Here is a 26,699-nt window from a genome sequence, read left to right as displayed (position 1 = left end):
TATTGGATAAAGTTAAAAGTGATAAACCAACCCAAACTCTAAGCCATATATGCCAAACCTATTGGTAATGGTTGCAGTTGTTGATTCAACACGTGCAGTTCCATCAACTTTACTTCCTCCACCGGCAGGAATATATCCTTCACCAGCTAGTATCTTTATTCCTGGTACAATATCTTTAAATTGGTTATCAAGGATACCAAAATAGCGTAAACCAGCAAATGCTTGAGTTTGTGCTGTAAGTTGGTGATTGATACCAAGTTTTGCTTGGTAAGCCAAGGCATATCTGGTTTTTCCTAGAAATTTAACCCTAGTTACACCTGCACCAATACCAACATATGGGGTGAATGGCATTTTTGCTATATTAAAATCACGATATACATTGACCATTCCAGCTAAGTTATTAAAACCTTCATTTTTCATCTTAAATGCAGCTCTGAACTCTGCTTCAACACTACAATTTTCTTGAATGTGAATATCAACCTTTCCACTTCTCCAAGGTGAATTGCATTCCGCTCCAGTAGACGCATCATTGTGACGACGAAGTTCAATATATCTTGCTTTTTTCTTATCTGAATAATCTTCATCATATAAGTTAGTCTGAGAATATAAGCCTTCAAACTCAACTCTCATATTTTTGAATAAATACCCTATTGCAGCACTACCGGCAAACCCTGGAACATATTTAGGACTGTATCCAGCTTCAATTCGCTCCTTCTTATTAAAACTAAAAACCCCCTCTGTTATATTGTCACCTGCATCTTCTTTTCCTTCTAGAGAACCTATTGCATTGAAGAATGCTCCAAAATAGTTAGCTTTGATGTAAACATTCTCTAAGTTATTTATTTTATCATCGTAAGATAAGCACCTAAATGAAAAAGTTAGAAAAACCAATAGATATGTGAATTTAAATCTTTCGCCCACCAAAAAGCCTCCCTGCATAATTTGTCATTCCATTATTATAGTATGCTTCTATTTTTTATGATAGCAACTTTTTATTGCGCTCAATCGTTTTAGATTTATAATGAAAGTATTGTAATTTAAAGCAAATCAATGACTATTGCAATTCACGAATTAGAGAGGATCATCAAACAATCGTTCCCCGACGCTGATATAAAGATTCATGATCTTGCTGGAGATGATGACCATTATCATTTAAAAATAAACTCCAAGTGTTTTCTTGGAAAGACAAAAATAGAACAGCATAAAATGGTATATAAAGCTCTGGAAGGTCAGTCTATACACGCCTTGCAACTGGAAACTAATACTTAAAAATAAGGTGAATTTATGAGCAATTTTGAACAAATAAAAAAAGATATAACAGAAAATGATGTGGTATTGTATATGAAAGGCACTTCTGATTTTCCTCAATGCGGATTCTCTGGACTCGTCGTGTCAATCCTAAAAAAATTGAACGTGAAGTTTAAGTATATTAACGTGTTGGAGAATGATGAAATACGTGAATCTATAAAAAAGTTTTCTGATTGGCCAACAATTCCACAATTATATATAAAGGAAGAGTTTATTGGTGGTTGCGACATCACTCGCGAGATGTACGAAAAAGGCGAACTGCAAAGTTTATTGAGGGAAAAAAAAATTATTGCGGAATAAGTACCAAGAAACCAGTGCCCAGACGCTGGATAACGTAGTATAGCTATGAAAAAGGATCTTATGTCTTAAACCGTATCCGTTCAGGGGAGCGGCAAAATAAGGTAGACAAAGCAAGATAATAATGTTGATGTTAACACTATTGTCAAGTTTACTGGCCTTTCTATTAGTGAGATTGAAGAATTAAGTGTGAGCGGTTACAAATAATTTACCATTTCTTCTGGTTTCACTATCCTTTCAAACTCTTCCTCAGTGAGCAGTTGAAGTTTTGCTGCTGCTTCTTTTAGAGTGATATTTTCTTTATAAGCAAGCTTCGCTATTTTTGCTGCATTGTCGTACCCTATATGCGTATTTAATATAGTGACCAACATCAACGACTGATTCAGTAAATCTTTTATCCTCTCTTCATTTGCTTTAATACCAACTACACATTTTTCTGTAAAATTTAAACTTGCGTCAGCTAAAAGTCTTATAGACTGCAAAACATTGTAAATTATCACTGGCTTAAACACATTCAATTCAAAATGACCGTTTGAACCACTAATGGTTACAGCAACATGATTTCCCATAACTTGAGTGCATACCATAGTCACCGCTTCACACTGAGTTGGATTCACTTTACCTGGCATAATTGAAGAACCAGGCTCATTTTCCGGTAACATTATTTCCCCAATTCCGCATCTTGGACCAGAACCAAGCAACCTTATATCATTTGCAATTTTCATTAAACTGACTGCTACTGTATTGAGTGTTCCACTGAGCTCAACTAAAGCATCATTTGCTGCTAGCGCTTCAAATTTATTGCCTGCTGAAGTAAATGGAAGGTTAGTAATTCCTGCAACTTGCTTTGCAAAATCTTCAGCAAAACCCTTTTTAGTATTGAGTCCCGTGCCAACCGCAGTGCCACCTTGTGCAAGCTCGTATATACCACTTAAAGTTGATTTTACTCTCTCTATCCCCTTTTTAATCTGGACTGCATAGCCAGAGAACTCCTGTCCTAGTGTTAGGGGCGTTGCATCTTGCAGATGAGTACGTCCTACTTTTATTATATCTTTAAATTCCTGAACCTTATTATCCAGCACCTTATGCAATTTTTCAAGATTTGGAATAAGCAAGCAGTTTATTTGCTCTGCTGCTGCTATATGCATTGCTGTTGGAAAGGTGTCATTTGACGACTGACCATAATTCACATGATCATTTGGATGTATTGGAGATTTACTACCCAAATTACCACCTAAAATCTCTATTGCACGATTGCTGATCACTTCATTCATATTCATATTAGTCTGCGTTCCGGATCCGGTTTGCCAAACAACAAGCGGAAATTCATTATTAAATTTGCCATCTATTACTTCCCTCGCGGCTGTGCAAATTGCGTCCCCTACCCTATCATCTATAACACCATGTTTCATATTAACACGCGCTGCTGCAAGTTTTACTATTGCTAATGCTTTAATCAGAGGCTCTGGCATTTTTTCTGTGCCAATCTTAAAATTTTCTAAAGAACGCTGAGTCTGTGCTCCCCAGTAATGTTCACTTGGTACTTTTACTTCCCCTAAGCTGTCTGATTCTATTCTCGTCTTTCTATCCATATTTTCCTCCTGGTGTTATGCAAACTGGTTCACTACATAATTTTTTCATGCCTACTTCTTGGTTAATTAAATCATACTAGATCCAAGTAGTCAAGTGTACGAACATTGCAATTTTCAGTTAGAGGTTGTCCGGAAACAAGTAAAAGGCTATAATATCTGAAATTTTAGTACGGGGTAAAGATGAGAAAAAAGTATCCAACAGATCTAAGCGAAAGGGAATGGGCAAGAATAGAAAAACACTTCAGAGTATCATACAAGAAAGGAGGAAGGCCGCCAAAGTATAGCAAAAAAGAAATATTAGAAGCAATTTTCTATGTATTGCGTACAGGGTGTCAATGGCGGTATTTACCAAATGATTTTCCGCTATGGAAGACTGTGTATGAGCAGTTCAGGCAATGGAAGAAGCAGGGAATTTTTGAGAAAATGAATTATGAAATTACAAAATATAGTAGAAGAAAAATAGGAATGAATGAGCAGCCGAGTGCCTGTATAGTAGATAGTCAATCTGTAAAGACTACAGAAAAGGGGGGATCAAAGGCTATGATGGAAGTAAAAAAGTAAAGGGTAGAAAAAGGCATATAATTACAGACACTCAGGGTTTTATACTAGGTTGTTACGTAGGCGCTGCTAACGAAAATGATAGAGATGGTATTAAAATAGCATTAAACAATATGAGAACAAAATATACTAAAGTTAAAAAAATGTGGGCTGACATGGGATACCAAGGAAGAAATTTAAAGAATCACATAAAGGAAGAATATGACATAGATATTGAAATTGTTAAAAGGCCTCCATGTAGATTTTGGGTGCACAAAGATACGCCACCTGAGCTACTACCAACAAGAGAACAAGGGTTTAAAGTACAGCCAAGAAGATGGGTTGTAGAAAGGACTTTTGCTTGGGTTAATAGGAATAGAAGGCTATCGAAGGAGTATGATTTACTCACAACATCCACTGAGAATTTCATATACCTAGCTATGAGTAGGGTTATGTTAAAGAGGGAATATGCTTGAATTTACTAGTTTCCGGACAACCTCTTAATAATAGTTTTTGGATTAAGGTTATAATGCTTGGAGAGTTTTGCTATGCTCTCTTTTCTATTTTGTATTGCTCTACGAATCGTCTGTGTTGTTTTGGCGCACCCATGTAATATCTGTCCCATAATGACTCCTTAAATGATGATGATAGTATACCATCACTCTCTGGGACCATACATCTATAGCCTTTCTTATAATAGTCCGAATGCGATAAGATATGTGTTTATGGCTATAGCAGGCCAGTAGCATATTACGGTCTGTTCGGATTATTGTAAAAAGAGCTATAACTTGCATGGTAGATGCAAGTAGCTGACACTGATTCACTTTATGATGGTGTCATTCCAGTCTGGAATCCAGCCTTTTCATAATCATCAAAACGTTGTATTTTAACATAAAACGGCTACTTTTATGCTTACCAACTTAATAAAATTCCTGGATCCCAGTGTCTGGGCACTGGGATGACACCCTTCTGGTGGACTCAAATCACGATGTTTGCACAGCTGTACGCTTAGTTCTGGTTGCACGCTACCATTCTTGTACATCCATAAATAGAAAATTTACGCTTTAAAAGGATCATATACATCGATTTCCTTAGAATTACTCTTTTTCAATTTTTCACTTAATAATCTTAAAATAGGCTGTAAATCACCATTAATTGATAAGCACAGCACTTCTTTATTGAGATAATTAGCTAGGTGATTCTTCTTTTCCAGAATTTCTGCTTCCCTCAATAAGTCGCATTTGTTTAATACTACAATCTCTTCTTTTTCAACAAGATCACTATTGTAAAGTTCCAATTCATTATGGATACAACTATAAGCCGAAACAACGTCATCGTGAGTTACATCGATTAAATGAAGTAAAATTTGACACCTTTCTATGTGCTTTAAAAATTTATGCCCGAGCCCAACTCCAAGGTGAGCATCAGTAATTATTCCAGGAATATCTGCTATTACAACTTCGCTATCATCCACTTTTACCATGCCTAAATGAGGTCTTACGGTGGTAAATGGATAATCGCCTACTTTTGTATCGGAATTTGAGCAGCGAGTCAAAAATTTTGATTTACCTGCGTTTGGCATGCCAATAATTCCAACATCTGATAAAACTTTTAGTTTTAATAATACATGTTTTTCTTCGCCAGGCTGACCGTAAGTAAAATGTCTTGGTGCCTTATTAGTAGAAGATTTAAAATTAGTATTTCCAAGTCCACCTTTTCCACCCTGTGCTACTTGAAATTCCATACCAGGCTTGTCAAGGTCTACTATTATCTCTTCACTTTCTTCATCAATTATTTGTGCACCGACTGGAACTTTAAGTATAACGTCTTTCCCTGCTGTGCCAGATCTATCCCTGCCTGCACCATTTTTTCCACTATCTGCTTTAATGTGTCTTCTATAACGAAAATGAAGCAAAGTGTTGAGATTAGCGTCGCTGATGAAAACTATGTTTCCACCCTTTCCTCCATTACCACCATTTGGACCACCAAATTCAACGAACTTTTCTCGACGAAAACTTGCACAGCCATCACCACCGTCACCAGCTTTTAAACACAATTTTACTTCGTCTATAAAACCCATGCTAACCCACGATAATATTTAGCATCCTTTCCTAATGCGCTTTCTATTCTGATTAGCTCGTTATACTTCGCGAGTCTATCAGAACGCGATAGCGACCCGGTTTTTATTTGCCCGCAATTTGACGCAACTGCTATATGAGATATTGTTGTGTCTTCTGTTTCACCTGAGCGATGAGAAACAACAGCTTTATAGCCATTTGATTTTGCCATTTCAATAGCAGCAAAAGTTTCTGTTAACGTCCCTATTTGATTTGGCTTGATCAGTACAGCATTTGCCATTTTTTCCTCTATTCCTTTGCATATCAGTTCACAATTTGTAACAAACAAATCATCCCCAACCAATTGAATTTTACTCCCCAATTTTGCAGTAAGTAATTTCCAACCTTCATAGTCGTCTTCACTCATTGCATCTTCTATAGAAATTATTGGATATCTTTCCACAAGATTACAATAATATTCAGTCAACTCTTCTGAAGTAAGATCTCTGTGTTCAAATTTGTAAATTCCATCTTCATAAAAAGTAGATGAAGCAACATCAAGGCCTAGTGCAAAATCACTTTGCGCTGAATAACCTGCTGATTCTATAGCGTATATGATCAAATCAAGTGCTTCTTCAGTACTTTCAATATTTGGTGCAAAACCACCTTCATCCCCTACATTTGTGCTATAACCTTTTTTCTTAAGAATGCTACGTAAGTTGTGGAATACCTCCGCAGATATTCTAATCGCTTCGCTGAAAGTCTCAGCACCGACCGGAAGAATCATGAATTCTTGGAAATCGAGCTTATTGTCTGCATGTACTCCACCATTAATTATGTTAATGAGTGGAACCGGCATAACACTCGTCTGCTTTCCTCCCAAATATCTATATAGCGGCATTTTGAAACTGTTTGCTGCTGCTTTTGCAACTGCAAGAGACACACCCAAAGTTGCATTTGCTCCAAGTTTTGATTTGTTTTTTGTTCCATCCAGTTCAATTAATGCTTTATCAATTGCATTTTGGTCCGCTGCATTCATTCCAATGATTTCATCTGCTATTATCCCATTTACAGCTTGAACAGCTTTCAGCACTCCCTTACCACAATACCTTTTCTCATCTTGGTCCCTGAGTTCCAAGGCTTCTAATTTACCGGTTGAAGCTCCAGAAGGTACAGATGCCCTGCCTATTGGACCATCACAGAGCTCAATTTCTACCTCAATAGTGGGGTAACCCCTGCTATCTAAAATTTCTCTTGCAAATACGTTATTGATTATCTTATTCATTACATTAAACCTTAACTTCCGCAATAAGTGCTGCAGTTTCCTTTGCCAATTTAGCTATATTACTACCAGCACCAATAAATAATACTATATCACTTGGACTTGTCGAATCACTAATAAAATGTGAAATGAGCAAAGCATCATTCATAATTTTTGTGTTATTAAATCCATTACTGATTAAAGCTTTTTGTATATCATCAATCCCACAACCAGGAATAGGCTTGTCTTCTGGGGGATGAACAGGAGTGAGGATGACATAATCAAACATCATGAAAATTCGTATGAATTCATCAAAAAAATTACGAATGCGGGCAAAACGAAGTGGTTCGATAATTCCTATTACTTTTCCTTTAGTAATCGAACGTGCAGCCGTTAAAGTTGCATATATTTCATTTGGATGATGGGCATAATCCTCAATTAACTTAACACCTTTAATATCGGCAATCAAAGAGAATCTTCTTGCTACTCCTTGAAATTCCAAAAGGCCTTTTTTAATATCTGCATCGCTAATTCCGAGCTTTATCGCAACTGATATTGCAGCTAGGGCGTTGCTTACTTTGTGAATTCCAATTGCATTTGATAGTACTATGTTTTTTAAAGGGCTGGATCCCAGTGTCACGCACTGGGATGACATCTCTGTACACTTTCCTTTTGTCATTCCAGCACGTAATGCTGGAATCCAGTTGTTCAACACATCAAATTCTATGCTGTTAGCATGCTGTTTAATGTTGCTGGCTCTTATGCTACCATTCTCAAACCCAAACGTTATAGAATTACCCGCATCATAATCGATGTCTACAGAATCAGGTAAAACTGCAGAACCTGCATTATTCACGAATTGGGAAAATGCATTTTTGATATTATCAAATGTGCCGTAATAATCTATGTGGTCATTGTTGATACTTGTTATGACAGCAATCTTTGCAGGGATTTTTAGCATAGTTCCATCAGACTCATCAGCCTCGATCAGAAAAGTGTCACTCCCTCCAAGTTTGAAGTTGCTCTTATAGGAATTTAATATCCCTCCTACAGTTACAGTCGCATCAATGCCAGAATGATCAAAAATGGAAGCAATCATAGCGGTTGTTGTTGTCTTTCCGCTTGAACCTGAAACCGCTATCACATATTTACCTTTCATAATTTCAGCAAGTATGTCTGATCTATGCAAAACGGTTTTATTGTTATTTTTTGCCGCAATTAACTCCACATTATCAGATTCTATTGCAGAAGAATGTACAACTATTTGAGCTTGGCTTATATTATTAGCATTGTGACCAATAAAAACCTCTATACCTAGCTTTTGTAACTTATTTATATTGTCGTTTGATTGTGCATCACTGCCTTGAACTTTGCAATTGGAATTGTGAAGAATTTCAGCAATGGCACTCATTCCGATTCCACCTATACCAATAATATGTATTATTCCTTTTTGAGTTTTGTTAATATTTAGCAGTAGATGTTTACTCATTACTAAATTTATTATAGTATAATTTAAAATCCTCATAGTATCGAACCCTCTTACCGAATACAATGATAAAAAACCTAACCTTTCTATGTCTAATATTTGTTTTGATAAGTAGCTGCAGTTTTAGCAACAGGTTTAACTGCACTGCAGGTCATTATAAAATTGGCAGCAGCTACACAATAAATGGTATAACTTATCACCCAAAAAACTGTAAACACTATGAAGAGATAGGGATAGCATCGTGGTATGGAATAGAAGATCATGGCACACTTACAGCAAATGGTGAAGCGTTTAACCGTCACTTGATCTCTGCAGCGCATAAGACTTTGCCCTTACCCTGCTTTGTTCTTGTCACTAATTTAGAAAATGGAAGAAAGCTTGTTACAAGGGTTAACGATAGAGGGCCTTTTATTGAAGGCAGAATAATAGACTTATCAGAAAAAGCAGCTCAAGTCTTAGGATTTCATAAATCTGGGCTTGCAAAAGTAAAAGTTCAATACCTAAGAAAGATGTCAGAACAATTGATACAAAATACTCCTCATTACAGAAAGCAATATGAAAAAGAAATGCAGAAACGTCACCCGAAACAAGACAGTGCAGAAAGTAAGGGATATGTTGCATTTTTTAAAAGTGCTCAGGCTGCTAAATCAGCTGCATCAAAGCTTCGCAATCAAGGAATAAAAAATGTTAGATTGCTTTTTAAGAACGATCAATATTGCGTGAAAGTGAGTTATAGGTAGTGGTGAGTGCAGAATTTGAAAGATTTGGTTAATGTAAGGAACGCTGGCTAACTATTGTAAGTTAAAAATGTGATATAAAAAAGATATCAACAATTTATAGCTATACCACCGCGATATCTCTTAGCCGCTAACAAGTAGCGGAATGACGAGCTTATCGTCACGCCACCGCTAACCGTCATACCGCGATTCATTCGCGGTATCTCAGCCGCTAACAAGTAGCAGAATGACAGCAATCCTACGTCATACCGTCACGGTATCTCTAGATCCCGCTAACAAGTAGCGGGATACTTGACCTTTACAGGAATGACAGTTGTCGTTTAGCTATAAATGTTAAGAAATTTACCAAATAAAAAAAAAGGCAAAGAAACCCTAGGGTAGCTAGTATTCAAATTCTCCCTTGTCTATTTGACGTCTTTTACTGTCTTAAACACTTTATAAGCGCGTTTCGGCTTGTATAGGTAGAAACCTAAAAGTTTTATAAAGACATGAGGTGCACATAGTGCAAAAAATTAAGCATGATTTACGCCAAATACATTAAGTTTTTTGTCATTAATCCACCGCAGAGATTGCGAAGATAAATAAATAGCTTCAGTTTCATGATAGGAGGGCTGGCGGAGTTTGTCAAGTAAGTTTTTCGTTTCATCCAATGTGCTGCCAAAAGTTTGTTATGCAAGAATGCACTAGCCATTTCTCACAGATTCATTTAAACTTAATCAAGTAGGAGTATTATTAACGCGAAAAGAGTTTAATTAGAGATTTAAGTGATATGGCGCGTGAGGAAGATATAAACCAATTAGTAGAAAATGGATTTGATATTAACTCAAAAGATGCAAGTGGAATCACTCTCTTGCATAAGTTCACAAAAGAAGGCGATTTAGTTGGAGTAAAGTCATTACTAGAGCACGAAGCTGATTTCAATGTCGTAGACAACGAAAATAGAAACCCTCTGCATTACGCCATTATGCATGGACACAAGAAAGTTGCTAAACTTTTTGTTAACCAACTGACAATTAATTCCAAGGATAAAAATGGATTCACTCCACTGCACCTTGCTGCACTACAAGATGACACGGAATTAATAGATTTTTTGATAACAAAAGGCGCAAAAATTAATGAAAAAGATGCCAAAGAGGGCTATACTCCTCTTCATATAGCTTCACTATACGGTTCTAAAAAAAGCGTCCAAATTTTAATTGATAGCGGAGCAAATCTCGAATGTGAAGATAACAATTTTCGTACTCCTTTGTTTTTAACCATTTATCAATGCACCGCACATTATGACAGCAGAGCAGAAATTATAGAATATCTGATAAAGAAAGGTGCAAATATAGAAGCCAAAGATGCAGAAAATAACACTACGCTTTTCCTAGCAGCGTATAACAACAAAATGCAAATAGTAAAACTTATTGCAAAAAAACAGCAAGCAAGTAACGATAAAATTAAACTTAAAGAGTTTTTTTGCACAAAAAACAACCATGGTTTTGATGCGTTAGATTGCGCTATTGAGCATAATAATAGAAAAATGGTAACATTTCTTGTTTTAAAGGGAATAGAAGCAAACGATCAAGATTTTAATGGTAACGCTAGGCTGCATAAAGCTAGCCATAATGGTAACACTAAAACAGTTAAGCTCTTATTGAAGCTTAAGGTAAACATTAATGCTGTTACTAAATGTAACAGAACTCCCTTGCTACTGGCAGTTAAAAAAGGCCATACAAAAATTGTGAAAATGTTATTGGAAGTTAGAGCCAATATGAACATTTGTGAGCAACAAGGTTTTGCACCTCTACATCTTGCTGTTCAAAAGGATTATTTTGATATAGCTCAGATGTTAATAGAAAAAGGTGCAGACCTTAATATTAAGTGTAATAACGGTCATACCGCAATAGATATGTTCATTAGCAAGGCTCATAGCAAAAAAAACATCGAAGAAAATTACAAAAAATTTTGTAGATTTTTGATGCTTTACCTGAAAGAGCTACATAGTAAACACAAAGCCTGTTGTATACTTTCAACCCTAGCTCTAAGCCTAACAATTATAGGCTTACCATTTATTTTCAAGCCTATTATTAAATATAGAGAAAGAAGTAAAATATATAAAAAAACTAAGGCTATGCTGGTCTACATTTAAGTACAAGAAGAGTATACAAAAAATACATAGCCAAAGCTAATATATGACAATTATCTGCTCGATGAAAATGAGATTAAATACATTTTTAATATTTTTATAGAAATCTATTAGTATAGATCTATATGCTGTTCTAATGGCTATTTTTAAATGCTTAATACTCCTCTTCATTATTTCTTGCACACACCTGCCTACTAAGCAACATCTTACTAATATAGGCAACGAAGATCATCATGATATAGGTGAGCACGATTATTCGTTGCAACAATATAACACCTCTTTGGAGAGTAATGAATCGGCAATACCAGAAATTATGCCTTTACCAATAGAGTTTCCCGATCTCACAATCAGTAATCAGCTTATTTCTATTAATGTTAGTGAAGAAGTATCAGTAAAAGATTTGCTGATTGAGATAGGAAAACTTTCTGACGTTAACTTGGATATGGACCCAAAAATATCAGGTAATATTATTTTAAAGCTAAAAGATAAGGATATAAATGAAGTAATTCAGAGTATAGCAAATAGCGCCAAACTGCGCTATTCAACAAGTAATGGTGTAATTAGAATTGAGCAGGACTTGCCATACGCGCAAAATTATTACGTAGACTTCATCAATATTCAACATTCTGCTCAAAGCAGTTTCGTCATTAGTAACAATATTACTAACAGTGATGGAAGTAACGTTGATAGGGACTATAACAATGTTATGAAGTCTCAATACAGTAGTGACTTATGGAATTCATTAGAAAAAGGCTTGAATGCAATAATGGATGTTAACGGGGTGGATGATGGCGAATTCCTCTCATCCAACAGAGAAGCTGGTGTTATTATTTTGAATGCTAGAAAAGATATCCACAAAGCTGTTGAAGAATATATTAATAAGGTTAAGAAGTTAGTGTCTTCTCAAGTAATGATAGAGGCAAAAATAGTTGAAGTTGTGCTAGATGACAAATACCTTTCTGGTATGAACTTAAATGACTTACACGATGGAACTAAGTCTATAATAAATCAAGATAACTCCATTATTAACCTAGCAATGAACTTTGGTGCGAATGATCTAGGAGATTTAGTAAAAAATTTAGACAAATTTGGCACTTCAACTGTAATTTCAAGCCCCAGAGTACATGCTATAAATAATCAGCAAGCGATGATTTCATTTACTAAAAACCATATTTATTTTACTTCCGATATACAAAAAGATACTAGAAACTCTAATCAGACCTTAATTACCAAGATGAATAGCGTCCCAATAGGTGTTGTGCTAATAATCCACCCAAGCATTAACATTGATACTAGTGAAATATTCATGGATATACATCCAACTTTATCAAGAATTAACGGCTACACTAAAGATCCAGATATAGAGTACGTCGCACAGCAGAGTAAAATGAAATTAAATAGCGACATTCCAATTGTTGAAATCAGAGAAATGAACTCTATGTTAAAAATTAAGAGCGGTGAAATTATGGTAATCGGCGGGCTTATAGAACATAGAGAAGATAAGCAAAGCTTATTGCATCAGAAATCAAAAAGGCTAGCGAATAATATTAGAACAGTAGAAACTGTCATTTTTTTAAAAGCAACAATCGTACCAACATTTGGTTTGTTAGATAGAAAAGATAAGAATTTATATATATATTAAATTATCACTAAAAATTAAATATCAAACCAACTTCAATATTGTGAGTAGATATGTCATCTGCAACAGGTATCGGAATGCTAAAGTAACGATAGCCGAGAAAGGTTTTGATTTCTGGGATTATTGAATAATCAACACCAAGTTTTATTTGATAAGCAAACCAAGGAACATTCAGTGGCATTGAATTTTGGGGTGACCCATTAATCCTTTTTAATCTAAAAACTGTTGGTCCTATACCAAGACCGATGTACGGAGCAAATTGTGTATCCTGAACGCTGGGATTATAATAGAAGTTTAACAAAAACGCAAATATACTTGCTGATTTATCAAATACCGGAGGAGAATTACTATCTTCAATATTGGCTATAGAATACGCGGCTTCAAAATCAATTTTACCATTTTCTCCAGCATAGTAACCTAAAGACATGCTGCTAAACCACTGGAAATCAATTTTACCATCAAATTGCTGTATACTTTTAATTTCATCTGCCACTATATTTTTTATTATAAAACCATAATGACTTTCAACTAAAGTTAGGACTCTTTTTCCTATTTCTTGTATACCCTTTACAAATGTTTCTGAATTATCATGGTATACCTTACCACCGTTAGCGCTAACATAAAAATCAAGTTTTTTTGATTTTTCTTTTGTAGGCTCAGCTTGATCTGCAATACGTGACCACATATTTTTCTGATCAGCTACTTGGAGAATAGAAGGTTGTTCAATAGGACTATTTTCAGGTTCTTGATATTTTAAATCCTCTGTTAGTACTTCTTTTTCATTAACCTCTTTAGAATGCATTACATCTTCATTATTGTCCGTTTCTAGTTTTAAGAGTTGTGTTCCAATAACTTGTTCAACGTGTACATAATTACCGATATAAGTAATAAAAAAATAGACACATGAAATTAAAATCAAAAATAAAGTAATAGATCTTTTAGTTATCACAAATGAACCCATAATTATCATTTATAGTATAACCATCATATCATATATTTCTTTAATGTACAAAAATTAAGAAAGAGTATTTCCAATTAAATAATTATTCTCTACGCCTGTAACATTAACTTTCACAATACTTTTAGCTTGCGCTCTTGATTCAAGCTTTATTAATGCAAAATTTTCTGCTCTACCGATATGATTTTGCTCAACCAGAACACTTTGTTCAGTGCCTATCAAAGATTGATAAAAGCTACTCATCATTTCTCTATTCATTTCTCTTAAATTTTTTACTCGTTCTTTACGCACATTCTCTGGTACTTGTGGCATTCGTGCAGCAGGTGTATTCTTCCGCTCTGAATATGGAAAAGCATGTAGGTAAACTATATTTGTTTTTTTCAGTAAATCAACTGTATCCTGAAACATTTCATCAGTTTCTGTTGGAAATCCAGCAATAATATCAGCGCCAAATGCTATATTAGGCCTCAAGCTCTTCATTTTATGACAAAATTCTATCACTTGTTCTCTGTTGTGACGACGCTTCATTCTCTTTAGTATTAAATTATTACCAGATTGTAGACTCAAATGTAAATGAGGCATAAGTCTTGACTCATTAGCTATTAAATCCATTAATTCGTCGTCAACTTCAGCAACATCGATAGAGGAAAGTCTTAGCCTCTTCAACTCTGGTATATCCTTTAAAACTCTCCTAATCATTGAACCAAGTGATGGCTTACCCAACAAATCTGTACCAAAGTCAGTAATATCAACCCCTGTAAACACTACTTCTTGATATCCATTTTCTACAAAGATCCTGATTTGCTCTATAATACTGTTTATTGGCACAGATCGATTATTCCCTCTTGCCTCAGTAATTGAACAAAATGTGCAGCTATGATTACAACCATTTTGAATTTCAATAAATGCCCTTGACTTATCTTCAAATCCATTAATTAGAACAGGTTCTACTTGGTTATCACTGACCAAGATTTTATCGTCATTTAGTAAGTAATTTTCAGCTTTTAGCTTATCTTGATTACCGAGCACTTTACTTACACCAGGAATGCTACTGTAAACTTCTGGATCCAACTGAACAGCACAACCAACTACGATAATTTCTTTATTTGGATCATTTTTGTAAATCTTACGTATCTTTTGCTTTACCTGACGTTCTGCTTCGTTTGTCACTGCACAGCTATGCACCACAACAACATTTTCTCTCTTTGCTTTTTTTAATGCTTCTTTGATTAACTCGCTCTCGTAAAAATTTAGACGACAACCAAATGTTATCACTTCATTCATGTTAGTATTTTTTGCTTTAATAGACCTAAATTATATCAAATATCCAAGCAAAGTCTCTTGCATGACTATTTTTTTGTAAATAAATGCTATGCAAGCAGCAGACACTGGGATCTCAACGATTTTCACTCAGACACAGTATCACTCCTTTGCTTATTATAGTCTTTTGACCTTTTTAAGATACAATCCGGATTGGATACTGAGTTGGTGAGTATAAAAGTATAGCTTCTACGTCATACCGCTGTGGTATCTCTTAGCCGCTAACAAGTAGCGGGATGACGATTGTCGGTGAATCTAAGTTACCTTAGCTACATTTCTAGCTGTAACTATAAATGTATGGATTTTTTATCGTGCCATGTTATAATTAACGTCTTGCTAAAAATTAAATATTGATGAATGAACTAAGAAAGTTAAGTATTACACAAATGCATGACGGGCTCAAAAAAAAGAGTTTTTCTGCCGTTGAACTCGTAGAGGCGCACATCAGTGCGGTTGAAAATGAGAAATTAAATGCATTTATAACAAAAACCCCAGAGATAGCAATGAAAGCTGCTAAAGCTGCAGATGAACATTTCTCTAGGCAAAAGGATGATTTAATCTCGCCGCTCATGGGTGTACCAGTTGGCATCAAAGATCTATTCTGTACAAAAGGAATAAAAACAACAGCATGCTCAAAAATGCTGGAAAATTTCGTTCCGACTTACGAATCTACGGTGTCTGACTTGCTTTTAAAAAGTGGAGCAGCCATGCTCGGTAAGCTTAATATGGATGAATTTGCTATGGGTTCTGCGAACACAAATAGCTATTTTGGCCCTGTTGAAAATGTGTGGATTAGAAAAAGCGATGGGGAAAAAGTTGTTCCTGGTGGATCATCTGGTGGATCTGCAGCATCGGTGGCTGGATTTTTATGCGCTGGAGCACTAGGGAGTGACACCGGTGGATCTGTGCGCCAACCAGCAGCTTATTGTGGAGTGGTTGGAATAAAGCCAACTTATGGAAGATGCTCGCGTTTTGGTATGATTGCATTTGCGAGTTCTCTAGATCAAGCAGGAGTCATTACTCGTTCTGTCTCTGATTCAGCATTAATGCTGGAAGCAATCTGTGGCTATGATACAAAAGATTCAATATCAAGCGAAAAGCCAGTGCCTAAATTTTCTAGCTTTATAAATGGTGATGTCAAGGGTAAGCGTATTGGTATACCAAAAGAATATAGGATGGATGGAATTTCAGAGGAAATAGTCCATAATTGGGAGAAAGTTGCTTCCTATTTAAAAGAAAATGGCGCTGAAGTTGTTGACGTTACTCTGCCACATACTAAATATGCAATACCAGTCTATTATTTAATTTGTTCTGCTGAAACTTCATCCAATCTTGCTCGTTATGACGGTGTGCGTTATGGGTTCAGGGTTGATGCTGATACCCTTGAAGAAATGTATTCACTAACAAGAGCAGAAGGTTTCGGTAAAGAGGTGAAAAGAAGAATTTTAATTGGCGCTTATGCGCTTTCCTCAGGTCATTACAATGAATATTACGAAAAAGCACAGTGTATCAGGGCATTAATCAGAAATGATTTTATAAAAGCGTTTGAAAAAATAGATTACATACTTGTGCCATCTGCTCCAACAGAAGCTTTTGGCTTAAATGAAAAGCCAGATCCGCTAATTATGTGCATCAATGATGTGTTTACTGTGCCGGCAAGTCTGGCAGGATTGCCTGCTATTTCTGTTCCTGTTGGGCTCTCCAATGAGGGTTTACCACTTGCCTTGCAAGTGATTGGAAATTATTATGATGAAGCTGGAATATTAAATGTGGCAAGTGTGATAGAGCAAAATTGCGGCAGAATAATTAGACCTCTTGCATAATCTATTTTTTGATAGTAATTTTTGCATTAAAATTTGCTTACGCTCCTCAACGTACTCTATGGTTCCATTTTTAGATGAATAGCAAAAACAGGGTATATTAATCTGTTTACAAAATTTTCGTGTAACAGTTCACACTTAATTAAACAGACTGAATTCTGTAATTTTGGGATGTTGAAAAATTTACCTCACGTTGTCATTCCAGCGCATAACGCTGAAATCCAGATTTATAGAAACGAAAAAACTTGCTTGACACATTTTGCCAACCCCCTTATTATGATGTGTAGTACAATGATACAAATTAAGAATTCCCCCATCCTGTGCTGGTTCTTCGATCTGAAATCCTACTTCTACCTGATCACAACCAATGTTAATTTGTCCTATTAATGCTTTAATAATGCCGCGCTTAGTTTGCCAATCTAGCTGTTCCAGGTTCGATTTTACACTAGAATAAAAATTCTTTATGCTATTTATAATAAGACTTATTCCTTTTTCTACTGCCTTCTGATCAACTACCTTTTTTTTCTCTTCTTCTATCCCTTGTAAGCGTTCTTTCATTTTTCTCATTGTCTGTTTAAATTCTTCCTCGCTTATATATCCTTTCTCTCCTGCATTTTCTTGACTATAATAATCTTCCATTAATTTTTCGATACCTTCTTTTATTTGATTTTCTCTTCTTGCAAACTTTTTCTCTGATGATTCATCATTTTTATTTTCTAATACTCTACGTTGGTATTCCTTTTTTATCATCTCTGGGTTTTTTAGTACATCTTTCACCTTTTCCCATACTGACCTTACCCAGAAAAAGTGGAGAGAAAGAAAGGAGTTTTTTCGGGTAAAATAAAATTTTGGAGGATTAGAAATGGCAAGAGAATATACGGCAGAATTCAAATTGGAAGCTGTTAAGCTGGCAAATGAACAAAGAAAGGTAGGTCAACCAGTTGCAAAAGTAGCAAGAGATCTAGGAATAAGGGATAGTGTATTAGGAAAATGGATGAAGAAATATAACGAAAAAAAGTCAGCGGCAAATGCATTTCCAGATGTAGCACCTTATGACAAAGAGAGATTTGATTTACAGAAAGAGTTAGCAAAAGTAACAAGAGAAAGAGACATTTTAAAAAAAGCCCTGGCCAGTCAAAAAGAGTAAAATATTTTTTCATAAAAGAGCATAGTAAACACTATAAAGTGCAGGAATTATGTAGGGTTTTCTGCTAGTGGCTACTATAAGTGGACTACAAGGAAAATAAGCAGTAGAGAATCAGCAAATAAAGAGTTATTAGCAGATATTCAAAAAATATATCAAGCTTCTAAATGTAGATATGGAGCTCCTAAAATTCATGCTGAATTAAAGGCTTTGGGTAAAAGTTGCAACTTAAAAACAGTGCAAAGTATTATGCAGAAAAATGGTATTCAGGCTATATTGAGAAGAAAATTTAAAATTAAGAAACAACAAACGGACAGTAGCTCCCAATATATTAGACCAAAACTTTATTGTCGATCAACCAAATAAAGTATGGGATTACTTATATAAAAACCAAAGAAGGATTGTAAGTTAAAAATGTGATATAAAAGAGATAAGAGGGAAAGATAACCCTACTCACTATAGGAATAGGGCTATCACGGGCGTGTGCGACCGAATGAAAGTTGGTATTACAACCGTAGCCATCAAGGTAAACTAGCCCCATCTCTCGATACGTTTGAATAGTTGCATGGGACATATGTATGCACCCGTTTACAATCTTAAATTAATTAAACTATCGAGGTTATTTATTATGATTACATCTTATCAAAATTTCATTGGCATTGATATCGGAAAATTTAAAAATGTTGCTGCAGCTTATAACCAAAGGAGCGCTATCAAGTTTGACAATGATGCTACTGGTTGGCAACAGTTGTTTCAAAAATTTTCAGATATCCTACCTAATTCTCTAGTAACTTTAGAAAACACTGGAAAATATGAGCTTGGCTTAGCACATTTTCTTGTTGATAAGAATGTTGCTGTACATCGAGCTAATACTCGTAAAGTAAAAAGTTTTATCATATCACATGGAACTTTAGCAAAGACAGATCAATCAGATGCAAGAGCCCTTGCTCAATATGGTTTTGAACGCTATAGTGCTCTATCTCTATTTGTGCCTATGTCAAAAGAACAAACCGCCTTAGTTGCACTCTGTCAACGTCGTGATGACATTACGCAAATGAGAACTCAAGAGAAATGTAGGCTTGCAGCACCTGAAAACGACTATATAAAGGAAAGTTGCCAAAAAACAATAGACTTTTTTACCAGTCAGATAAATGAGTTCAACGATGCCATACAAAGAATTATTGATAAAAATCCAGAGTTACAAAAGCGTCAAAAAATCTTGAGAACAGTGCCAGGAATAGGTCTCAAGTTATCACAAGTTTTTGTGTGTCTAATGCCAGAACTTGGCCACCTAAACAAAAAAGAAGTTGCAAGTCTTGCTGGAGTTGCTCCACATCCAAAAGAAAGCGGTAAAACTATTGGTTACCGAAGGATAACAGGTGGTAGAAGCAATGTTCGTGCAAAGCTTTTCACAGCTGCTATGGCTGCTGCAAGATCTAAATCTGCACTTGGTGCTTTTTATTCTGATCTTATTGGTAGAGGTAAAAAGAAGATGGTAGCTATAACAGCTCTAATGCGAAAAATCATAGTAATTGCCAATGCAAGACTTAAAGAAGCAATTAATATGAAATAAAAAAAAATCTGCATAGAAAATAGGTTAACGGATATGTGCGTCTACACACATTTAAAGCACATATTCGTTAACCATAAAATCTAAGCAGTGGTTGCTGTTTGATATAAATTTCTTTCTGTATAAACTAGGATCTTTGTTACCAAAATACATTTTTCAATTGAATAAAAATACAAAATTATCAACAAATGAGACTAAATTCAAAAAATTTTAAAAAACATAGTTGATGGCAAGAAGGAGCAGCACTTCGAAATGATATGAGGTCAGGGTTTACATTTTGTGGCATAACGTTTGAGGAATATAGAGGGCAAGCAACTGACCCTGAAGGAACGGTTAGAAGATTTATTGACAAAGATACAGGGCACTGTTTTCCACTAGGAACAGCGAGCACATTTACAACATATTTTGCACCAGCAGACTTTAATGAGACAGTAAATACTCTTGGACAGCCACTCTATGCAAAACAAGAACCAAGGAGGTTTGATAGAGGAACTGATTTACATACGCAGTCAAATCCTCTGCCAATGTGCCATAGACCTGGCGTATTAGTAAAAGTCGCTATAGCATAACATACTGGTAGAGTAATTACAAGTTGGTGAGGCACAGAACGACTCTACCGGTATGCGCTTTCTTAGCATGTAAAGGTTAGTATATCAAAAAGAAATATGCAAGAGAATATTAAGCGATTATTGGAGGATTGTTTTAAGCATCTAGGAGTGGAAGCCATATATTGTAATCGAAATAAGGAGGGTATTCGTAGAATAAAAGTGCTAATAAAACGTCCTGAGACTACGTACTCTCTAGGTGCAGATGGAGCATTAACTCAGCAAATTGCTTCTATAGAAATACGTGATCAGGACGTTACTTCCTTTAGCATAGGTGATTATATCAAGATTGAAAAAAGGTTCTACAAGATTTTTGAACCACCGTTAAAAGATTCTTCGAGTGAAATATGGAAAATTGAGGCAATAGAAAGTGTTTGATATTAAAATTAGTAATAATATTAATGAAATAGTCTACAATATTGACGAAAAAGAGCAGAAAGTAAAACTGGCAGCTATAAAAGCACTAAATAGAACAGCACTATGGTTAAAAGCGCAAGCAGCTAAGGAAATCAGTGAGGAAAAGAAGATAAAATTAAGTTTGATAAGAAAGAGATTAAGAATTTTTAAGGCGAAAACTAGCAGATTAGAAGTGTTAATTAGAGCAAATCTCTATGACATTAGAGCATCGACAATTGGCAAAATACAAAAAACAAGAAGAGGATCGAAAGTAGGAAAGCATGAGTTTATAGGAGGATTTGCAGCAGTTATGCCAAAAGGAAATAGCGGTATGTTTAAACGTGAAGGAAGAGCAGCATTGCCAATAAAGGAAGTTAAATTGCCATTGGAACCAGAAGCATCAAAAGTAATGAGAGATCTTGTTAATTATGAGGTTGAGAAAGTGTTTACAAAATTTTTTGAACGTGAATTGAGCTATAAAGGATGAATTTGAAAGATTTACATGATAAAATTTGTACCACGCTGAAGAAAGAAATTTCTGCGATACAAACATGCGAAGTATATCCAGCAATAAGGAAAGAATTAGTAGCACCGGCAGTATTTATAGAATTATCAAGTCTAGAGCAAGGAAAAGATCCAGGAACAGAAGAATTAGCTCTGAAAGCAAGATTTGAAGCTAGAATAGTAGTTGATAGCACAATCGAAAATGCTCCTCTTATTGTCAGAACATTAGCTGCCGAGGTGGCAAAAGTTGTAAACAAAAATACATGGAATATAAAAAATGTTTCACCAGGAGAATTTATCTCTGCAGCAATTGACGGATTTAGACCCGAATTAGATGCATATTTGGTGTGGATGGTTGATTGGAGTCATCAGCTTCATTTAGGTAAATCGATATGGACAGAAAATAAGATTAAGCCACATACGATTATAATAGAAGAAAATGTTAGAGAGTAATTTTGCTATTTCAGAGCTGCAAAGAAAGTTAGCAAACATTGTACGAATAGGAGTTGTAAAAGAAGTAGATTATGAGAAAGCAAAAGTAAGAGTGAAGATAGGAGAACTTTTAACAGATTTTCTTCCATGGATAACTTCTAGAGCAGGAGAGGAAAGAAGCTGGCTACCACCAAGCATAAATGAACAGGTAGTAATATTGTCACCATTGGGAGAGTTATCATTAGGAGTAGTACTAGCTGGAATATATCAGCAAAATTATTCTGCTCCAGAGAATAGTGAAATGATTAACAGTTTAGTATTTCAAGATGGAACAAAGTTATTGTATGACAAGGAGAGCAAGAATCTTGAAATTTCTGTAGTGGATAAATTAAATTTCAAAGTAGGAAAATCAGAGATAGAAATGACAAAAAGTGGAATCAAACTGAAAGCAGAAAGGATCGACTTAAATTGAACAAAGGAATAGTGAGGTTAGGAGACTGCTGTGGAGAAGCTATACCACATTTCTGCATTAGCGGCAGTAACAATGTTTTTGTAAATGGTAAGCCAGTTTGCCGAAAAGGAGATAATTTTACAGAAGGTAGAGTATTAATTGAAGGATCAAAAAAAGTGTTTGCAAATGGCTATAGTATAGGAAGAGTTGGAGATTCAATATCTTGTGGTTCTAAAGTAATAAGTGGTAGTAGTAATGTTTTTTCAGGATAAAAATAAACCATCTGCTATACTTACCAAAAGTAAAGTTATGAATATGGATATAACTACTAGCCTATTAGGAGACATTAGTAATTTAATAGATAGAGCAAAGAATCATCTTTCTGTTCAATTCAATTCTACTCTAGTATTGTTAAACTGGGAAATTGGCTCCAGAATTGATCAAGATATTCTAAAGCACAAACGTGCAGATTATGGGAAGCAAATCATCTCCCAACTTGCAAAAGAACTTCAGATTAAATATGGACGTGGTTTTGATAGAGCGTCATTATTTCGTATGGTGCAATTTTCTAAATTCTTTTCTGATCAAGAAATTGTCGCGACACTGTCACAACAATTGAGTTGGTCACATTTTGTAGAAATTATTGCAATTTCTGATTAGCTGAAGCGTAATTATTATATAGAAATGTGTCGTATTGAAAGGTGGAGTGTTAGAGCACTACGTAGTAAAATCGATACTATGTTGTATGAACGTACAGCGCTAGCAAAAAAACCTGAAGAGTTTATAAGAAGGAGTATAAAAAATTTACGTGAAGAAAATATGTTAGCAACAGAATTCATTTTTTATGACCCATACTTCCTTAGCTTCATGGAATTGCCATCAAGTTATAGTGAGACTGATCTAGAAAATACAATCTTGGATGAATTGACAAAATTTTTACAAGAGTTTGGGAGTGATTTTTGTTTTGTAACACGTCAAAAAAGGATGAGTACTAAAACAACTGACAGGTATTTGGACCTGCTATTTTTTCACAGAGGATTAAAACGTCTTATAGCAATAGAACTAAAAATAGGTCGCTTTGAACCAGCTTATAAAGGACAGATGGAATGGTATTTAAATTGGTTAGATAAAAATGAACGAAAAGCAGGTGAAGAAAAACCGTTAGGGATTATTTTATGTGCTGATAAGGATCAAGAGGATATAGAATATCTTGAACTCGAAGGCTCTAATATTCATGTTGCACAGTATTTAACACAGCTTCCTTCTAAAGAAATTCTTGAAAAGAAGTTGAGAAAGGCTATTTCTATAGCACGTGAAAAACATGCAAGTATTAAGTCAGAGCCATGAAAAATATATGAGAGGAATGGATGCTAAAACAGGAAAAGCGTTAGAAGGAATAGAGCACTTAAAGCAATCGATAATTGATATACTGACCACTCCAGTAAACAGTAGAATAATGAGGAGAGATTATGGCTCAAGATTATTTGAATTGGTGGATAAGCCAATAAATAGAGATTTAACTTTGGAAATCTATGCAGCAACAGCAGAAGCACTGGGGAAATTTGAGAAGAGATTTAAGTTAGAAAAAGTAAAGATTGCTGAAGCTAAAGAAGGAAAAATGACTCTTGTACTTGAAGGTATGTATCTTTCAGAAGGCAAATTCATAGGTATTAGTGGAGTAGTTGTTTAGAAATGCAGACATCTAATATTATTGAAAAACTAAGCTATGAGGAAATCTTTTCCAGAATGAAGGAGGAGTTAGTGTGTAGAGATGAAACCTTTTCAGCGTTAGTAGAAAGTGACCCAGCGATAAAGGTATTAGAAGTAGCAGCATTGAGGGAATTGTTACTAAGACAAAGAATAAATGAATCAGTAAAGAGCAATTTACTAAAATTTGCGACAGGAGAAGATCTTGATAATTTAGCTGAGTTTTATGGAGTGGAGAGGCAAAAAGAAGAAGATGATGAACGATTTAGAAAAAGAATTAAAGCAAAGATAGCAGGTTGGTCAACAGGAGGAAGTAAGGAATATTATAAATATCATGCACTGTCAGCAGATAGTAGAGTAAAAGATGCACTAGTAGAATCACCTATACCAGGGAAAGTACAAATTTCAATCTTATCAACAGAATTATCCATAACTGGCATAGTGTTAGAAGAGCTACTTATAGCTCTTTCCACAGAAGTCCGGATATGATAAGATTAAGGATAGATGGCGATAAGGAGGTTGGATGCCGGCAGCATATAGTTATGATTTAAGAAAAAAAGCAATGGAAGCACTAGACGAAGGGGAAAGCAGAGAAGCAGTGGCAGCAAGATTTAAAATTGGACGAACTACTTTGTGGGAGTGGCAGCAAAGAAAAAAAGAAACAGGCGACTTTCAGTCAAAAAACTCGGTAATGGAGGTTACAATCAGAAAATTATCGACTGGAATAAGTTTATCGAATTTGCTAAAAAACACGGTAGAAAAACTCTGTCGGAAATGGCTAAACTTTGGGGCAACGTTAGTATCGAAACGATCCACCGAGCTCTCAGAAAAATTGGATTTACGCGCAAAAAAAGACATATGGATACAAGGAAAGGAACGAAGAAAAACGTGCTGAATTCTTAAAAATTATAGCAACAAAAGAACCAGAAAACTTAGTGTATATAGATGAGTCTGGGATTGATAACACGGAGGACTATCCATATGGGTATTGCCAGAAAGGACAGCGATTTTATGCCCTAAAATCTGGAAAAAAAACTCAACGAATCAGCATGGTTGCAGCCTTAAGTAGAAGAAAGATAGTTGCTCCATTAACATTTGAAGGCCACTGTAATATGGATATTTTTAATGGATGGTTTGAGCAATTTTTGGCACCGATCTTAGAACCTGGACAAACTGTCATTCTTGATAATGCTACTTTTCATAAGTCTGATAAGCTTATCAAGCTCGCTAAAGGAGTCGGTGCAGAAATTTTGTATCTGCCGCCTTATTCTCCAGATTTTAACAAAATTGAGCATCATTGGTTTGCTATAAAAAACAGAGCCAGGAAAAACATTCCTCTATTCGAATCCTTTCGTCGTGCTGTTGATTCTGCCTTCCTATGACCTATTCGGACTATTATGAGAAATGATATAAGAGGTTGTCCGGAAACTAGTAAATTCAAGCATATTCCCTCTTTAACATAACCCTACTCATAGCTAGGTATATGAAATTCTCAGTGGATGTTGTGAGTAAATCATACTCCTTCGATAGCCTTCTATTCCTATTAACCCAAGCAAAAGTCCTTTCTACAACCCATCTTCTTGGCTGTACTTTAAACCCTTGTTCTCTTGTTGGTAGTAGCTCAGGTGGCGTATCTTTGTGCACCCAAAATCTACATGGAGGCCTTTTAACAATTTCAATATCTATGTCATATTCTTCCTTTATGTGATTCTTTAAATTTCTTCCTTGGTATCCCATGTCAGCCCACATTTTTTTAACTTTAGTATATTTTGTTCTCATATTGTTTAATGCTATTTTAATACCATCTCTATCATTTTCGTTAGCAGCGCCTACGTAACAACCTAGTATAAAACCCTGAGTGTCTGTAATTATATGCCTTTTTCTACCCTTTACTTTTTTACTTCCATCATAGCCTTTGATCCCCCCTTTTCTGTAGTCTTTACAGATTGACTATCTACTATACAGGCACTCGGCTGCTCATTCATTCCTATTTTTCTTCTACTATATTTTGTAATTTCATAATTCATTTTCTCAAAAATTCCCTGCTTCTTCCATTGCCTGAACTGCTCATACACAGTCTTCCATAGCGGAAAATCATTTGGTAAATACCGCCATTGACACCCTGTACGCAATACATAGAAAATTGCTTCTAATATTTCTTTTTTGCTATACTTTGGCGGCCTTCCTCCTTTCTTGTATGATACTCTGAAGTGTTTTTCTATTCTTGCCCATTCCCTTTCGCTTAGATCTGTTGGATACTTTTTTCTCATCTTTACCCCGTACTAAAATTTCAGATATTATAGCCTTTTACTTGTTTCCGGACAACCTCTAAGTGTGAATGGTTACGAAAAATATAAGTTTTTGCGATAAACGACATAGTGATGTATTTGTTGTTCAGCATGTCAGTGGAATATTTTCTGGTATAGCTCTTTTTACAATAATCCGAACAGACCGTAATATGCTACTGGCCTGCTATAGCCATAAACACATATCTTATCGCATTCGGACTATTATAAGAAAGGCTATATCTGTTCAGATGCATGGCTAATGCTGAAACAAAAATTCCAGTGCTCCTTTTTTTGTCATCCCAGTCTGGGATCCAGATTGGGCACTAAGTTGGTAAACACGAAAGCGCTTTACAACGTTTTTGATGGAACTGTGCAAAAGGACTGGATACCAGTGTCAGCTACTTGCATGACACCCATTTGTTCCTATAGTTGCTTTTCTCGTCTACCTTATTTTGCCAC

The 26,699-nt window shown here is 35.4% G+C and carries 28 protein-coding genes and 4 pseudogenes; 21 read left to right on the top strand and 11 right to left on the bottom strand.

All coding sequences use genetic code 11. The features are described from left to right. Positions 1-12: 12 nt before the first annotated feature. A complete protein-coding gene (locus ABWU67_RS03615) occupies positions 13-921 on the bottom strand; it encodes a P44/Msp2 family outer membrane protein (protein ID WP_353282206.1) in 909 nt (302 codons plus the stop codon). 129 nt (positions 922-1,050) lie between these two features. Between ABWU67_RS03615 and ABWU67_RS03610 the strand changes: the two genes are divergently transcribed. Both ABWU67_RS03610 and grxD read left to right on the top strand, forming a co-directional pair. Continuing rightward, positions 1,051-1,269, top strand: a complete 219-nt coding sequence (locus ABWU67_RS03610) for a BolA/IbaG family iron-sulfur metabolism protein (RefSeq protein WP_006280012.1) — start codon at positions 1,051-1,053, stop codon at positions 1,267-1,269. 15 nt (positions 1,270-1,284) lie between these two features. After that, positions 1,285-1,608: a Grx4 family monothiol glutaredoxin gene (grxD, locus tag ABWU67_RS03605; protein WP_341821649.1), complete on the top strand. Its 324-nt coding sequence runs from the start codon at positions 1,285-1,287 to the stop codon at positions 1,606-1,608. Between the two features lie 194 nt (positions 1,609-1,802). Here the strand turns inward: grxD and fumC are convergent, their stop codons facing one another. Then, a complete protein-coding gene (gene fumC / locus ABWU67_RS03600; protein WP_341821650.1) occupies positions 1,803-3,197 on the bottom strand; it encodes a class II fumarate hydratase in 1,395 nt (464 codons plus the stop codon). A 180-nt stretch (positions 3,198-3,377) separates the two neighbouring features. On the opposite strand from fumC, the gene ABWU67_RS03595 reads away from it, so the two are divergent. Beyond that, positions 3,378-4,210 (top strand): IS5-like element ISWpi1 family transposase gene (locus ABWU67_RS03595; RefSeq protein WP_353282041.1). Its coding sequence is split into 2 segments (ribosomal slippage): positions 3,378-3,747 and positions 3,747-4,210, totalling 834 coding nucleotides; the frame shifts between segments, so codons are not numbered across the junction. Between the two features lie 23 nt (positions 4,211-4,233). On the opposite strand, the pseudogene ABWU67_RS03590 reads toward ABWU67_RS03595, so the two are convergent. The 5 genes and pseudogenes from ABWU67_RS03590 to murC form a co-directional block, all read right to left on the bottom strand. Beyond that, positions 4,234-4,359: pseudogene (locus tag ABWU67_RS03590) on the bottom strand (IS481 family transposase); the annotation flags it as partial. Continuing rightward, positions 4,310-4,483, bottom strand: coding sequence for a hypothetical protein (locus ABWU67_RS03585; RefSeq protein ID WP_353282205.1), 174 nt, complete (start codon positions 4,481-4,483; stop codon positions 4,310-4,312). The pseudogene ABWU67_RS03590 and the gene ABWU67_RS03585, both read right to left, overlap by 50 nt. 308 nt (positions 4,484-4,791) lie before the next feature. Then, complete coding sequence (gene cgtA, locus ABWU67_RS03580) at positions 4,792-5,814, bottom strand: Obg family GTPase CgtA (RefSeq protein ID WP_006280016.1); 1,023 nt, start codon at positions 5,812-5,814, stop codon at positions 4,792-4,794. Next, the gene (gene eno, locus ABWU67_RS03575) at positions 5,802-7,076 is read right to left on the bottom strand and encodes a phosphopyruvate hydratase (protein WP_353282204.1); all 1,275 of its coding nucleotides are present in this window, start codon (positions 7,074-7,076) and stop codon (positions 5,802-5,804) included. The genes cgtA and eno overlap by 13 nt, the downstream gene beginning before the upstream one ends. 4 nt (positions 7,077-7,080) lie before the next feature. Beyond that, positions 7,081-8,577, bottom strand: coding sequence for a UDP-N-acetylmuramate--L-alanine ligase (murC, locus tag ABWU67_RS03570; RefSeq protein WP_038250394.1), 1,497 nt, complete (start codon positions 8,575-8,577; stop codon positions 7,081-7,083). Positions 8,578-8,603: 26 nt separating this feature from the next. Here murC and ABWU67_RS03565 point away from each other — a divergent pair, with 26 nt between their 5' ends. The 3 genes from ABWU67_RS03565 (at position 8,604) to ABWU67_RS03555 (ending at position 13,048) form a co-directional block, all read left to right on the top strand. Further along, positions 8,604-9,278: a septal ring lytic transglycosylase RlpA family protein gene (locus tag ABWU67_RS03565; RefSeq protein WP_209472799.1), complete on the top strand. Its 675-nt coding sequence runs from the start codon at positions 8,604-8,606 to the stop codon at positions 9,276-9,278. A gap of 766 nt (positions 9,279-10,044) precedes the next feature. Further along, positions 10,045-11,409 (top strand): ankyrin repeat domain-containing protein, encoded by a 1,365-nt coding sequence (locus ABWU67_RS03560; RefSeq protein WP_341821652.1) that lies wholly within the window; start codon positions 10,045-10,047, stop codon positions 11,407-11,409. Between the two features lie 133 nt (positions 11,410-11,542). Beyond that, complete coding sequence (locus tag ABWU67_RS03555) at positions 11,543-13,048, top strand: secretion system protein (protein ID WP_353282203.1); 1,506 nt, start codon at positions 11,543-11,545, stop codon at positions 13,046-13,048. A gap of 7 nt (positions 13,049-13,055) precedes the next feature. Here ABWU67_RS03555 and ABWU67_RS03550 read toward each other — a convergent pair whose 3' ends face one another. Together ABWU67_RS03550 and mtaB are read right to left on the bottom strand one after the other, a co-directional pair. Further along, positions 13,056-13,994, bottom strand: coding sequence for an outer membrane protein (locus ABWU67_RS03550; RefSeq protein WP_353282202.1), 939 nt, complete (start codon positions 13,992-13,994; stop codon positions 13,056-13,058). A 66-nt stretch (positions 13,995-14,060) separates the two neighbouring features. Further along, complete coding sequence (gene mtaB, locus ABWU67_RS03545) at positions 14,061-15,287, bottom strand: tRNA (N(6)-L-threonylcarbamoyladenosine(37)-C(2))-methylthiotransferase MtaB (protein WP_353282201.1); 1,227 nt, start codon at positions 15,285-15,287, stop codon at positions 14,061-14,063. Between the two features lie 389 nt (positions 15,288-15,676). On the opposite strand from mtaB, the gene gatA reads away from it, so the two are divergent. Next, complete coding sequence (gatA, locus tag ABWU67_RS03540) at positions 15,677-17,146, top strand: Asp-tRNA(Asn)/Glu-tRNA(Gln) amidotransferase subunit GatA (protein WP_010962643.1); 1,470 nt, start codon at positions 15,677-15,679, stop codon at positions 17,144-17,146. 180 nt (positions 17,147-17,326) lie between these two features. Here the strand turns inward: gatA and ABWU67_RS03535 are convergent, their stop codons facing one another. Further along, a complete protein-coding gene (locus ABWU67_RS03535) occupies positions 17,327-17,920 on the bottom strand; it encodes a hypothetical protein (RefSeq protein WP_244226866.1) in 594 nt (197 codons plus the stop codon). 85 nt (positions 17,921-18,005) lie between these two features. Between ABWU67_RS03535 and ABWU67_RS03530 the strand changes: the two genes are divergently transcribed. The 14 genes and pseudogenes from ABWU67_RS03530 (at position 18,006) to ABWU67_RS03465 (ending at position 25,334) form a co-directional block, all read left to right on the top strand. After that, positions 18,006-18,290, top strand: a complete 285-nt coding sequence (locus ABWU67_RS03530; protein WP_038198869.1) for a transposase — start codon at positions 18,006-18,008, stop codon at positions 18,288-18,290. A 21-nt stretch (positions 18,291-18,311) separates the two neighbouring features. Beyond that, on the top strand, positions 18,312-18,653 hold the full coding sequence (locus ABWU67_RS03525; protein ID WP_095866567.1) for an IS3 family transposase: 342 nt from the start codon (positions 18,312-18,314) through the stop codon (positions 18,651-18,653). Positions 18,654-18,915: 262 nt separating this feature from the next. After that, positions 18,916-19,860, top strand: a complete 945-nt coding sequence (locus tag ABWU67_RS03520) for an IS110 family transposase (protein WP_265022222.1) — start codon at positions 18,916-18,918, stop codon at positions 19,858-19,860. 224 nt (positions 19,861-20,084) lie between these two features. Beyond that, a pseudogene (locus ABWU67_RS03515) lies at positions 20,085-20,426 on the top strand (major capsid protein); the annotation flags it as partial. A 96-nt stretch (positions 20,427-20,522) separates the two neighbouring features. Then, complete coding sequence (locus ABWU67_RS03510; protein ID WP_341819738.1) at positions 20,523-20,840, top strand: hypothetical protein; 318 nt, start codon at positions 20,523-20,525, stop codon at positions 20,838-20,840. Between the two features lie 19 nt (positions 20,841-20,859). Then, positions 20,860-21,345, top strand: coding sequence for a phage tail protein (locus tag ABWU67_RS03505; protein ID WP_410529994.1), 486 nt, complete (start codon positions 20,860-20,862; stop codon positions 21,343-21,345). Then, the gene (locus ABWU67_RS03500; RefSeq protein ID WP_353282200.1) at positions 21,342-21,815 is read left to right on the top strand and encodes a hypothetical protein; all 474 of its coding nucleotides are present in this window, start codon (positions 21,342-21,344) and stop codon (positions 21,813-21,815) included. Before ABWU67_RS03505 ends, ABWU67_RS03500 begins: the two co-directional genes overlap by 4 nt. After that, on the top strand, positions 21,802-22,266 hold the full coding sequence (locus tag ABWU67_RS03495) for a phage baseplate assembly protein V (RefSeq protein ID WP_047759504.1): 465 nt from the start codon (positions 21,802-21,804) through the stop codon (positions 22,264-22,266). The genes ABWU67_RS03500 and ABWU67_RS03495 overlap by 14 nt, the downstream gene beginning before the upstream one ends. Next, entirely contained in the window at positions 22,263-22,517 is a 255-nt protein-coding gene (locus ABWU67_RS03490) for a PAAR domain-containing protein (protein WP_226080738.1), read from the top strand. The genes ABWU67_RS03495 and ABWU67_RS03490 overlap by 4 nt, the downstream gene beginning before the upstream one ends. Further along, positions 22,501-22,905, top strand: coding sequence for a DUF1016 N-terminal domain-containing protein (locus tag ABWU67_RS03485; protein ID WP_353282199.1), 405 nt, complete (start codon positions 22,501-22,503; stop codon positions 22,903-22,905). The genes ABWU67_RS03490 and ABWU67_RS03485 overlap by 17 nt, the downstream gene beginning before the upstream one ends. Positions 22,906-22,983: 78 nt before the next feature. Then, positions 22,984-23,592 (top strand): PDDEXK nuclease domain-containing protein, encoded by a 609-nt coding sequence (locus ABWU67_RS03480; protein WP_353282198.1) that lies wholly within the window; start codon positions 22,984-22,986, stop codon positions 23,590-23,592. A 7-nt stretch (positions 23,593-23,599) separates the two neighbouring features. Next, complete coding sequence (locus tag ABWU67_RS03475) at positions 23,600-23,935, top strand: GPW/gp25 family protein (protein WP_264735441.1); 336 nt, start codon at positions 23,600-23,602, stop codon at positions 23,933-23,935. 2 nt (positions 23,936-23,937) lie between these two features. Then, positions 23,938-24,432, top strand: a pseudogene (locus tag ABWU67_RS03470) (baseplate J/gp47 family protein); the annotation flags it as partial. A gap of 43 nt (positions 24,433-24,475) precedes the next feature. Continuing rightward, positions 24,476-25,334, top strand: a pseudogene (locus ABWU67_RS03465) (IS630 family transposase). Positions 25,335-25,389: 55 nt separating this feature from the next. On the opposite strand, the gene ABWU67_RS03460 reads toward ABWU67_RS03465, so the two are convergent. Next, positions 25,390-26,222, bottom strand: a protein-coding gene (locus tag ABWU67_RS03460; protein ID WP_353282041.1) for an IS5-like element ISWpi1 family transposase whose coding sequence is annotated in 2 segments (ribosomal slippage) — positions 25,390-25,853 and positions 25,853-26,222 — 834 coding nt in all. Because the reading frame shifts where the segments join, the coding sequence is not laid out codon by codon here. Positions 26,223-26,699: the final 477 nt, after the last annotated feature.

It is taken from the genome of Wolbachia endosymbiont (group A) of Aleiodes leptofemur (genome assembly GCF_964028465.1).
In the GTDB taxonomy this organism is placed as follows: domain Bacteria; phylum Pseudomonadota; class Alphaproteobacteria; order Rickettsiales; family Anaplasmataceae; genus Wolbachia; species Wolbachia pipientis.
The sequence above is the reverse complement of the archived record's forward strand: the minus strand, read 5'-3'. Positions and strand labels throughout refer to the sequence as shown.